Below are 11,506 nucleotides of genomic sequence, written 5' to 3' on the forward strand. Positions count from 1 at the left end.
AATGTCCTGATCAGCGGCGTGAACGTCTCGCCCACGCTAATTCGATTTGTTTCATCCGTGTTAGTGATTCCAACACAAGGTTGCGTAAGTGTCGACAAAAATCTTCCATAAATAAAGTGGCTTGATGTGATTTTCTGATTAAAACTGCATCAGTCACCAATTTAAACAAATCAAAAGATTCTTGTAGTTCACGTCGTGAAATATTCAGTGTCAGAAAATAACTACGTCTGAGTGATGGCAACAATTCTTGGTAATAACGCATCAGGTAGGTATTTCCCACCATTTCATGCTGACGAGCCATGCCCTGAAAAATCAGATCATAAAACTTTTCAGTATTGCCTTGGCGAGTTTCCACGTCTAATTGTTCAAGTAATAACTGAATACGCTCAGCTTCATGGCTGCGCCACGTTTCCGCCATACGATGCACAATTTGACCCAACAATAATGCTGCAATATCAAATAATGAGCGCACTTGTAAAGCCGACATTTCAGAGACTAAGGCGCCACGGCGTGGGTAGATTTCAATGAGCTGGGTCCGTTCTAAAATCAATAAAGCTTCACGAACAGAGCCACGGCTCACATCCAATTCGGCCGCAATTCTGAGTTCCTGAATACGCTCGCCTTCGACCAACTCACCGCGAATAATTTGTTCACCGATGTGTTTGGCAATTTGTTCTGACAAACTGTCCGCTTCTTGTTGTTGCATACTGTTCCTATCTTTTTTTTATAAGATGCAATGTTCAGATTTACACTCAATCTATTTGCATTAGAAACGATAAGCAACCTAATTGAACATGACATTGTCTGACAATCTTGTGTCAATAAAGCCAATTTTGTCAGTCAAAACGGACAATCAAGCGCCAAAGGCTTGCACACCTTGGTAAATAAAATAGCAGCCGACTGTTGTTAATAAACATGCAAAACAACGCTTTAGCATAAATGGCGACAACATATGAGCCACTTTCGCACCCAATTTCGCAGTGATGAAGCTCATTACACTAATCCCGATAAATGCATAAATATGGATATAACCAATGGTATTGGGAACCTCGATATCGGCATGATGACCAAACCACATAAAGCCAAGGGCCCCTGCAATCGCAATCGGTAAACCACATGCAGCAGATGTCGCGACCGCTTTTTGCATAATGACGCCGTTTTTATTCAAATACGGGACGGTTAAGCTACCTCCACCAATACCGAAGATCGCAGAAGCAATCCCAATACCACCGCCTGCTGCCATTTGCATGGCTTGTGAGGGTAAATGTTTATTCGGATCGACTGGTGTCGCTGCACCGCGAAACATTTTAAAGGCCACCCAGACCGCAAAAAAGCCAATTAACAGTTGCAAACCCTGCCCTGATAAATAATCTGCAATGCCTGCACCGAGAAATGAACCAATCACCAAACCCGGTGCCAAATTCCGAAAGACATTCCACAGTACTGCACCTTTTTTATGATGAGCCGAAACCGAACTGAGTGAGGTCACAATAATCGTGGCCAAAGAGGTGCCCACCGCCATGTGCATAATCACACTGGGGTCATACTGAAGTTGGGTAAAGACGATGAATAAAATCGGCACAATAATCAGGCCACCGCCAACACCAAATAGCCCCGCAGCAAAACCAGCGATTGCACCAATCAGTAAATATATGATTAACTCCATCAATATTATTCCACAACTCTCAGATTCAAATGGATTTAGAGACCAGACACTTACAGCAATTGCTGAGCACAGTACCTCAACCGCCTGAAGTTTTATTACTGAAGCCCATTACTACATCGACCAATGACGATGTCCATGAGATTGCCAAAAAAGGCATCCAACATGTATTGGTATGCAGTGAACAACAGACTCAAGGCCGTGGGCAACGCGATCATCAATGGGTCTCACCCGTTGGTAATATCTATTTAAGCACATTGCTGAATTTACAGACAGCGATAGATGGACGGCTTGCACTCGAAATTGCCTTAAATATCTTGCAAATGCCAAGTTTGCAAAATCTCGCATTACAAGTGAAATGGCCCAATGACCTATATAGCCCACAAGGCAAATGGGGCGGGATTTTGATTGAACCAATTTCGCCACATCAAGCGATTGTCGGCGTGGGCATGAACTTATTTCCGATTCCATCCACAGGAATTGAGCAACGCGCAACGTCGTTATATGAACTCGGACTTCACTCGCCAAACCGTTTACAGTTAATCGCTGAACTCTATGCAGCGATTCAACTTGCAGGTGAATGGTTCGATCATAACTGCTATAACCTCGCTGCAAGATTCAACCATTATGCTGCATTTATGCAACAGCCTGTTGAGCTTGAACACCTACAAGGCAAAAGCCAAGGTCTCTTTCTCGGTATTGAAAATGATGGTTCGATCAACATCCAAACTTCGCAGCGCTTAGAAAATCATTTCCAAGGTCGCTTACGTTTAGCAGATCAATCATAAACAGGATTGCAAAGGCCTACTGATGAAAAAATTATGGCTCGATGTCGGTAATACTCGGCTGAAATACTGGATTACTGAACACGATCAAATCATAGAACATGCTGCGGAACTGCATTTACAGTCGCCTGCCGAACTCCTACTCGGTTTAATCCAGCACTTTAAAAGTTTGAACTTAGATCAGGTGGGTATATCTTCGGTACTCGACAAGAAAAATAATGATCGGATTCAAAAAATTCTTAAATTTTTAGCCGTTCCTGTCACCATTGCGAAAGTTCATGCCGAATATGCGGGCTTGCGCTGTGCCTATGAAGATACCAGTAAATTCGGGATCGACCGTTGGCTGCAAATGCTCGCAGTGGTCAAAGACCCTACTCAAAAATATTGTGTCATTAGCTGTGGAACAGCACTCACCATTGACTTAACGGATGGATTACAACATTTAGGTGGCTATATTTTGCCAAATTTATATTTGCAACGTGATTCGCTCATCCAAAACACCAAAGGCATTAAAATTCCAGATGCCATCTTTGACGAGTTGTCTCCTGGTAAAAATACCATCGACGCTGTTCATCATGGCATATTGCTCAGTTTGGTCAGCACCATTGAAAAGGTGCTTGAGAAATATCCCAGTCGCTTAATTTTAACTGGGGGCGATGCTGCGCTATTTGCCAAATACCTGCAGCGCTTTACGCCTGAAGTCCATAATGATCTGCTTTTAAAAGGCCTGCAAAGCTATATTGGCCAACAACCGTAGATTAAGCCCGGATCAAATACGGCTCCACAGCATCCCAGACTTCGGGCAATTCGGTACAGCCTTCAGAGTCAATAAAATGCCCCTGATGACGCGCTTCAATCACCTGTGCATCTAGGCTTTTTGCCTGAGCCAAGCTGAATTCGGGTTGCACTCGCTCATCGCCTTTTGAATAGATCACTACCCGATGCTCAACCTGTTGTTTTAGCAAGTCAAAATCTATTTTAGCTGCATCAATAAAAGGATTCACCTGCTCTAGACGTCCCAAGCGGCCATTAAAACCGGCCGCAAGCACAAGAGCTTTTATGTTCTGATGCTGCAGTTTTTGCGACAGATAATGCAGTGCAGCGATACATCCCAAACTATGGGCAATTAATATAGAGTTTTCATTTAATGCGTCAATCTGTGCATCCATTTGCTTCATCCACACATTTAAGACGGGTGTTTTGGATGGATCAAGCCGAAGCACCTTGAGGCTGACGCCCGCTTTTTTTGCCTTTTGCGCGATCCACGGAAACCAATTCTCTTCAGGGCTCGCGGTATAGCCATGCACCACAATTACTTGCGCCATTTCATGCTCCATTCCTCTTTTTGAATTCAGTCTGAAATAAAAATTAGAGATTGAGGGTAAACAATTGTGAATTTTTGCAAAACTTGACTATTTGCTAGAACACTTTCATGAGCTGATTCAAAATATCCAGCAATTCTGGAAACATTATGAAGCCGTAAAAGTCCTGTATTTTCCCTTCAGTGTTCTACCTTTGGATCACTATTGATAACTTCAGCGTGAACGGTGGCGGAACAAAAGGATCATCACTGGACAGCATGCGCACGGCCAATGGCAAATGCTGATGCAGCATATGACGGTTCAATTTGCATTTTAAAATAAAGCTGCCTAATTCAGAAAAAAATTAAAGGAATACACAAATCCAGAAATAAAAATGCCCGCTTAAATCTTGCCTTACCGCTGGCTGAAATGCGCTGTCAGACAACCCAAACTGTGCGCAATAACAATTTTATTTCATCGAGCTTAGACATTTGCAGGGAAATAAACTTCTAACAATGGTCAAAATCTGGTTGTACTGCATTTGCCATATTAATGCGCCAAGAATAATGTCCTACCCCTTGCTGCTTTTGTCTCAATAAGGAAACTAATACTCATTAGGGGAAGCCTGATGAGCATGAATCAGATAGATGTTTTGGCTCTCTGGCGTATGAGGTGTATTCATTATTTGATGCTTATTTTGGGTAAAGCTTTCAATTTGCAGTTAGGCAAACTTTCACCTCTGTTTTAGACCTGTCATCTACACGGTCTCAATGTCAATTTCGCATGTTTTTGTAATGATTTAGCTCAATTGGTATTTATCAGTTCATATACAAATTCCTTCATCCAGTGCTTACTTATAATTCTCGTAGCAATTTTTTGAATGCGGTCTTATCAAATTTTAGCCATAAAAAAAGGCGCTGAATGCGCCTTTTTTTATGTCCAAATTACTTCGGATCTTTGCTGCCGAACAATGGTCCCATGCCACCGCCACCAAATTGCTTTTGCATGTTACCTAATGATTTCATCATTTTTGCCATACCTGTTGGGTTGGCAAATTTCTTCATCATTTTCGCCATTTGCGCATGTTGCTTGATGAGTTTATTCACTTCTGCAACATCCATACCACAGCCTGCTGCAATACGTTTTTTACGGCTTGGATTCATCAAGTCTGGGTTACGACGTTCTTTAATGGTCATCGATTGAATAATCGCTTCCATTTTTTTCACTTGCTTTTCAGGATTTGCTTGTGCAATTGCATCTTGAATCCCTGAGTTGCTCATGCCTGGAAGTTTATCCAGGAAGCCCATCATGCCGCCCATTTTGTTCATTTGTTCAAACTGCATCAGCATATCTTCAAAGTTGAAGCTACCGCCTTTTTGCAGTTTTTTCGCCATTTTTTCGGCTTTTTCTTTGTCGATTTTACGTTCAACTTCTTCGACCAAAGAAAGTACGTCACCCATACCCAAAATACGCTGTGCGATACGTTCAGGATGGAATGGCTCTAGGGCATCGAGTTTTTCACCCATACCCAAGAATTTAATCGGCTTGCCAGTAATAGCACGAACAGAAAGTGCCGCACCACCACGTGCATCACCATCCGTTTTTGTCAGGATCACACCGGTTAAAGGCAAGGCATCATTAAAGGCTTTTGCCGTATTCGCCGCATCCTGACCGGTCATGGCATCAACCACGAACAATGTTTCAGTCGGCTTAATCGCTGCATGAAGCTCTTTAATTTCATCCATCATTTCGTCGTCTACATGTAAACGACCTGCTGTATCGACAATCAAGACATCAGCAAATTGAATTTTTGCTTGCTCAATCGCACGATTTGCGATGGTAATCGGTTTTTCGTCTGCGCTTGATTCAAAGAAAATAGCGCCAACTTCACCTGCAACTGTTTGTAGCTGTTTAATCGCTGCTGGACGATAAACGTCGGCAGACACCATTGCTACTTTTTTCTTTTGACGTTCTTGTAAGAAACGTGCAAGTTTTGCCGCAGTGGTTGTTTTACCCGCACCTTGTAAACCTGCAAGAAGCACAACAACTGGTGGTTTTGCCGCTAGGTCTAGGCTTTCATTCGCCTCACCCATCATTTTGGTCAATTCGTCATGAACGATTTTGACGAAAGCCTGCCCCGGTGATAACTGAGTCATCACTTCTTGGCCCAATGCTTCTTCCTTAACTTTCGCGATGAATTCACGAGTTACAGGTAACGCAACATCGGCTTCAAGAAGTGCCATACGTACTTCGCGTAACGTATCTTTAATATTGTCTTCGGTTAGCTGCCCTGAGCCAGTAACATTTCTTAAACTCTGCGTGAGTCGTTCTGTTAAGGTATCAAACATTGCAAAATCCGCTTAAAATAGCCATGAGCAAAAAATTGTTTCTTAAAATAGAAAATTTATGCATAGAATGCTATAGGATACTTTAGTTCTTGCAGAATTTATATAAATGAATATTCAACATCCTGAAAAAGGTTTGACATGATCAGTCTCCCCTTGGTTTACACGATCCTAGCATTAATCGCTTATACCACGTCTTTTTGGTATTTATTCAGCCATTTAATGTCTAAACGTGCGCCGAACCATTGGTTTATTGGTGTTGTACTTGGTTTAGGCATGTTATTGCATGCAGGTGTTTTATATAACGACATGTTGACGCCTATGGGTGTGAACTATGACGTGTTCAACCTGATGTCTTTTACTTCAGGTCTCATGCTATTACTCAGTGTATTATTTAGTACCTATCGGCCTGTGCTTGCGATGAACCTATTGGGCATTCCTGTGGCAGCGACGGGATTGATTTTGGGCTTTGCATTTAGTCGACAAAATCAATTTATAGAACAACATTCACTGGGTTTAGACATCCATATTATTTTGTCACTTTCCGCATATGCCGTCCTGCTGATGGCAACAATTCAAGCGGTTATTTTGCGTTTACAAGACCGTGAACTAAAAAACAAGCAGAAAAAGCGTGTATGGGTGAGCCTACTTCCATCCTTCCAAGCCATGGAATCTTTGCTATTTGATTTATTGATTGCTGGATTTGCACTACTGACCGTGGCACTTGGGTTTGGTTTCTTCACCATCGATAACTTCTTTGCACAGCATTTGGCGCATAAAACTGCCTTTAGCATCATTTCATGGTTCGTCTATGGAGCTTTGCTTATTGGACACTATCGATTTGGCTGGCGTGGTCAAAAAGCTATTCGCTTTACCATTATTGGTTTTTGTCTCTTGGCAGTTGGCTTTATTGGATCTAAGTTTATTTTAGAAATGGTTTTGGGCCGCTAAGTCGACGATGAAACGATTTAATATTTTATCAAGAAGTAAGTTTTATCAAGAAGGGAGCTAAAGCTCTCTTTTTTATAGCTTGATTATTCACACAGAAATAACAGGCATAAAAAAAGCGCTATACAGCGCTTTTTTTTCATTACGTCTAAATTATAGAGCAACGATGTTTACAGCATTTGGGCCTTTTTGACCTTGAGCGATGCTGAAAGAAACCTTTTGGCCTTCTTGCAAAGTTTTGAAGCCAGAACCAGTGATTTCGCTGAAGTGAGCAAAAACGTCAGGACCGTTGTCTTGTGCAATAAAACCGAAACCTTTAGTTTCGTTGAACCATTTAACTGTACCAGTAACTGTATTAGACATAATAATACCTATTAATTTGTTGATTTAGCCATTGGATGATGACTGACTATAACTTGGAAAATAATAAAGAATTGAACTTCATTTCTGTAAAAAACGAAGGATTATGACTAACACTGCGATACTTAAAGAAAATTTACGAAACAATACTTTTTTTCTAGTTGCAGCCATCATACATGAAATCTTAAAAGATTCAAGCACAGTATATGTTGTTGATTCCATTAAAAAACAACAGTATAAGCCATCTTCTTATTATTACTATCCATATGTATTTACTCATTTTATTGTTAAAGTTTTATGTCAGTCAATACTTTACGACTTTGGTCCTAATTTCACCAAATAGTTACATAAAATCTTGTCATTTCGTATTCCGCGTCACCATAAGCACAAAACCTAGACATCCCTTTCAAAACCACGTATAACTCCGTTTTTCAATTTTTGGCTGTGTGACCGTGAAACTTGTTCTTGCGCCGATGGAAGGCTTAACCGACCCAATTATGCGAGATGTGTTGACGCATGTGGGGAGTTTTGACTGGTGTGTAACCGAGTTTATCCGTGTCACGGACTCTGTCCTGCCCGACCATATTTATCATAGCTATTGTCCCGAACTGAACAATGCAGGCAAAACTGCAGCAGGAACACCAGTTCATGTACAGTTCTTAGGTAACAATCCGACCATGCTCGCGGCAAATGCTGTACGCGCGGTAGAACTTGGTGCCCCTGCGATTGATATGAACTTTGGTTGCCCTGCAAAAACCGTCAACCGCCACCGTGGTGGTTCAGTTCTGCTAGATGAGCCAGAAGTGGTGTATGAGTTAGTCAAAGCTGTGCGTGATGCTGTTCCGAGTCATATTCCTGTATCGGCAAAAATGCGTTTGGGTTATATGGACCGTAACTTCACCATGGAAAATGCGCATGCCATTGAAGATGCAGGAGCTGCATGGGTTACAGTCCATGCGCGAACCAAAGCCGATGGTTATACCCCACCTGCCTTTTGGGATCAGTTGCAACCCATTCGTGAAGCATTAAAAATTAACGTGATTGCCAACGGTGAAATTTGGAACAATGCCGATGCCAAACAGTGCCAACTCGAATCGGGTTGTGAAGACCTGATGATTGGTCGTGCTGCAGTGACCACCCCTGACATTACACAGTGTATTCGTCGTAATACCGATGAGCCGCTGATTACATGGCATGAACTACTTGGCTTACAAATTCGTTTCTTAAATGGTTCGTATAAAAAAGAAATGAATATGGTCGGTCGTTATAAACAATGGCTCGGCATGATGTCAAAACATTACCCAGAAGCCAAAGTCCTTTGGGATGAAGTAAAACGTGTCAAACCACTCGATGAAATCGTGGAAAAACTCAAAGCCGGTATGTAAGTTTTAAAACACATATCTCAGCGTAGCCGCAAAGCCTTTGAACACGCCTACAGTGTTCAAAGGCTTTGTTGTTTGGCAAACTCTAAAATTGCATCGATCTCATCTGCCAAAAACTCTTTTGGGTGTTCCGAAGTCGGGTTCATCACCAAGCTTGCGCCTTTGGTAATCGCAAATAATTTTTCCGCACTGATCATGACAAACTCTGCATCTGCGCCAACATCCTGTTGAAGCATCGCAAGACTCAGAAAGAACGGAATGGCTTGCTCGCCCTGCTCCGTTTCCATCAATTGAAAATGTAAATGCTGCTCAGCATCACGCTCACCCAAACAATATACTTGGCTAGCTAAAAGTTGCTGATAAAAGTCTTGGTATTGCTCAGGATGATCTAAAGTCGATTCATAAAGGTGTTGAAGCGTGTCGTTCATTGTTATTGTCCGTCTATTTTTATCAGTCAGATACTGTTCACAATCCACAGCATACAGGAAGTTTATGAATTATGCCGTTGATTTAAATCCTCAATGTGCTGTCGATTTGTTTTCCACGATTTTTCTAAAATTTCTTTTTCTAAACGTAACTGTATTCGTTTAAGTTTCATTTCAGAGACCACGGGTTGCTGAAAGGTTTGAACATAGTCCACCCAAGCTGTACCCCGAAATACATTCGACGGCATCTCTGTTTTAAACACTGCTTCAGGCATAAAAACAATCACAGAATGCATATTGTCTTTATCCACAATATCGCTCAACACCTGTTCTAACACTTTCATATGTTTATAATTTTGGTGAATTGGATTTTGAAATTTAAAACTTTTTTTATAAATCTTTTGCGTCCATTGTTTTTGTCTCTCGCTCCCAAAAATCCAGCCCTTATAGTTTTTAGTTTCAATCACAAACACACCAAATGGGCTTAAAAGAAGATGATCAATTTGAGTTGTAGCTCCTTCGCCATCTGGTAAGGTCAAATCATTTAACAATATATAATGGTCTTTCAAATAAAGTTTGACATGAACAGCGACAGCAAACTCCCCCATTTTCCCCTTTAAATAAGGTTTAAATGCTTTGATTGCCCCCACAATCAGTAACAATGGAATTAACCACCACAACGTCGAAATGAGCGGTGCAAAAATTTGAGAAATATTCATTGATTTGATTCATTATTTTAAATTACTGATGTTACCCACATAAAAGTAATTTCGCATTTTTAAAATGATTTTTAAGCCTATTCGCCGGAGTCTTACATCTAGGGTTTAAATAAAGGGATTAGCCTTCGGCTGGAGGTACTTTTGTTTCGGCAAAAGTACCCAAAACCATTGTCATCCGCAAAACTCGTTCACCACCGTCAAATTATTCAAAGCATCGCAAAAACATTTTTGATTAGGCGGCATCCTGTCTCAAACACTTGCGGATGACGTTAACGCGTATCGTTCTTTCTTTGAAGCGAATCGTGCTTTGATGTTACTGCGTAACATCAATTAAATAAGTATATTTTCTATTTTATTGTAATTTCTCAATTTTTAACAATATTTCTTTATTTTCTAGACCACCCGCAAAACCTACTAATTTTCCATTTGCGCCCACGACACGATGACAGGGTGCAATAATTGAAATTGGATTTTTACCATTGGCTGCACCGACAGCACGTACGGCTTTGACATTGCCGATCTGCTCTGCAATTTGTTTATAGCTGCGAGTTTCTCCAAAAGGAATCGTCAGTAAAGCTTGCCAAACTTGTTGCTGAAATGCGGTGCCTTCAAAGTCTAGCGGCAAGTCAAATTGCTGTCTTTTACCTGCAAAATATTCATTTAATTGCTGTGCGGTTTTGAGCAAAATCGGGTGTTGCAGATCTTCAACCAAAGCCGCCAATCGCACACGATTAGGGTTTTCATTTTCCCAAAGAACAGCCACCAATGCGGTTTCATGTGCAACAAGTTTTAATTGTCCAACGGGTGAATCTAAAAACTGATAAGAAAGTTGCATAACATACTCCAAGCTCAAAATCGCAGCACTTCATTATTCAGGAGGACGATAATTTCATCAAGACTAGTCCTGAAATAATCAGGACCGCAGCTAGCATACGCATGGCATTGGCAGGCTCACCCAATACAACGATGCCGAGGATAAATGATCCCACTGCACCAATGCCTGTCCACACGGTATAGGCTGTACCCAGCGGTAAGGATTTCATTGCATAAGACAATAAAGCAAAACTTGCGATCATGAAAACAATGGTCAAAATACTTGGCGTCAGTTTGCTAAAGCCTTCAGAGACTTTCATACAATATGCCCAGACTACCTCAAGCAATCCCGCTACAATTAATAAAACCCAAGCCATATTTTTACCCATAAAAAAAGCACAGGGGTCAATGACCGCTGTGCTTTAGAACATATTAACTTGAAGATAATTTCATCAAGATTAGACCAGAAATGATCAGTACTGCGGCTAACATCCGCATGGCAGTTGCAGGCTCACCGAGTATAAAAATACCCACGAGGAAAGAGCCAATCGCGCCGATTCCTGTCCAAATGGTATAAGCCGTTCCTAGAGGCAACGTTTTCATGGCATAGGCCAATAAACCAAAGCTCAGGATCATAAAAAATAAAGTGACTAAACTTGGGCCAAGTTTTGTAAAGCCTTCTGAGAGCTTCATCGAATAGGCCCAAACGATTTCAAAAATACCAGCGAATACCAGAACAACCCAGGCCATGATGCCTTCCTCCAT

General features: G+C 41.4%; 14 protein-coding genes. 4 read left to right on the plus strand and 10 right to left on the minus strand.

What is annotated here, in order from left to right:
* Nucleotides 1-10: 10 nt before the first annotated feature.
* Together FTV27_RS09865 and FTV27_RS09870 are read right to left on the minus strand one after the other, a co-directional pair.
* Nucleotides 11-706 carry a GntR family transcriptional regulator gene (locus tag FTV27_RS09865; RefSeq protein WP_078191157.1) on the minus strand — a complete coding sequence of 232 codons (696 nt, stop codon included), beginning with the start codon at nt 704-706 and terminating at the stop codon, nt 11-13.
* Between the two features lie 147 nt (nt 707-853).
* Nucleotides 854-1,666, minus strand: coding sequence for a sulfite exporter TauE/SafE family protein (locus FTV27_RS09870; RefSeq protein WP_180078265.1), 813 nt, complete (start codon nt 1,664-1,666; stop codon nt 854-856).
* Nucleotides 1,667-1,695: 29 nt separating this feature from the next.
* On the opposite strand from FTV27_RS09870, the gene FTV27_RS09875 reads away from it, so the two are divergent.
* Both FTV27_RS09875 and FTV27_RS09880 read left to right on the plus strand, forming a co-directional pair.
* Nucleotides 1,696-2,451 (plus strand): biotin--[acetyl-CoA-carboxylase] ligase, encoded by a 756-nt coding sequence (locus tag FTV27_RS09875; RefSeq protein WP_180078267.1) that lies wholly within the window; start codon nt 1,696-1,698, stop codon nt 2,449-2,451.
* Nucleotides 2,452-2,473: 22 nt separating this feature from the next.
* Nucleotides 2,474-3,205, plus strand: coding sequence for a type III pantothenate kinase (locus FTV27_RS09880; RefSeq protein ID WP_180078268.1), 732 nt, complete (start codon nt 2,474-2,476; stop codon nt 3,203-3,205).
* 1 nt (nt 3,206) lies between these two features.
* Here FTV27_RS09880 and FTV27_RS09885 read toward each other — a convergent pair whose 3' ends face one another.
* Both FTV27_RS09885 and ffh read right to left on the minus strand, forming a co-directional pair.
* Nucleotides 3,207-3,773: an alpha/beta hydrolase gene (locus FTV27_RS09885; RefSeq protein ID WP_180078270.1), complete on the minus strand. Its 567-nt coding sequence runs from the start codon at nt 3,771-3,773 to the stop codon at nt 3,207-3,209.
* 920 nt (nt 3,774-4,693) lie between these two features.
* Nucleotides 4,694-6,097, minus strand: coding sequence for a signal recognition particle protein (ffh, locus tag FTV27_RS09890; RefSeq protein WP_078191163.1), 1,404 nt, complete (start codon nt 6,095-6,097; stop codon nt 4,694-4,696).
* A gap of 138 nt (nt 6,098-6,235) precedes the next feature.
* Between ffh and FTV27_RS09895 the strand changes: the two genes are divergently transcribed.
* Nucleotides 6,236-7,045, plus strand: a complete 810-nt coding sequence (locus FTV27_RS09895) for an inner membrane protein YpjD (RefSeq protein ID WP_078191164.1) — start codon at nt 6,236-6,238, stop codon at nt 7,043-7,045.
* A 150-nt stretch (nt 7,046-7,195) separates the two neighbouring features.
* On the opposite strand, the gene FTV27_RS09900 is transcribed toward FTV27_RS09895, so the two are convergent.
* Nucleotides 7,196-7,405, minus strand: a complete 210-nt coding sequence (locus FTV27_RS09900; RefSeq protein ID WP_067761877.1) for a cold-shock protein — start codon at nt 7,403-7,405, stop codon at nt 7,196-7,198.
* A 449-nt stretch (nt 7,406-7,854) separates the two neighbouring features.
* On the opposite strand from FTV27_RS09900, the gene FTV27_RS09905 reads away from it, so the two are divergent.
* Nucleotides 7,855-8,787, plus strand: coding sequence for a tRNA-dihydrouridine synthase (locus FTV27_RS09905; protein WP_180078272.1), 933 nt, complete (start codon nt 7,855-7,857; stop codon nt 8,785-8,787).
* Between the two features lie 56 nt (nt 8,788-8,843).
* On the opposite strand, the gene FTV27_RS09910 is transcribed toward FTV27_RS09905, so the two are convergent.
* From FTV27_RS09910 to FTV27_RS09930, 5 genes are all read right to left on the minus strand, one after another.
* Nucleotides 8,844-9,212 (minus strand): SseB family protein, encoded by a 369-nt coding sequence (locus FTV27_RS09910; protein WP_078191165.1) that lies wholly within the window; start codon nt 9,210-9,212, stop codon nt 8,844-8,846.
* 62 nt (nt 9,213-9,274) lie between these two features.
* Nucleotides 9,275-9,928, minus strand: coding sequence for a nuclease-related domain-containing protein (locus FTV27_RS09915; RefSeq protein ID WP_180078274.1), 654 nt, complete (start codon nt 9,926-9,928; stop codon nt 9,275-9,277).
* A gap of 352 nt (nt 9,929-10,280) precedes the next feature.
* Nucleotides 10,281-10,763, minus strand: coding sequence for a methylated-DNA--[protein]-cysteine S-methyltransferase (locus FTV27_RS09920; RefSeq protein WP_168378519.1), 483 nt, complete (start codon nt 10,761-10,763; stop codon nt 10,281-10,283).
* Nucleotides 10,764-10,800: 37 nt separating this feature from the next.
* The gene (sugE, locus tag FTV27_RS09925) at nt 10,801-11,118 is read right to left on the minus strand and encodes a quaternary ammonium compound efflux SMR transporter SugE (protein WP_078191206.1); all 318 of its coding nucleotides are present in this window, start codon (nt 11,116-11,118) and stop codon (nt 10,801-10,803) included.
* Between the two features lie 55 nt (nt 11,119-11,173).
* Nucleotides 11,174-11,491 (minus strand): multidrug efflux SMR transporter, encoded by a 318-nt coding sequence (locus FTV27_RS09930; protein ID WP_078191168.1) that lies wholly within the window; start codon nt 11,489-11,491, stop codon nt 11,174-11,176.
* Nucleotides 11,492-11,506: the final 15 nt, after the last annotated feature.

It is taken from the genome of Acinetobacter sp. YH12251 (assembly GCF_013417465.1).
In the GTDB taxonomy this organism is placed as follows: Bacteria; Pseudomonadota; Gammaproteobacteria; order Pseudomonadales; family Moraxellaceae; genus Acinetobacter; species Acinetobacter amyesii.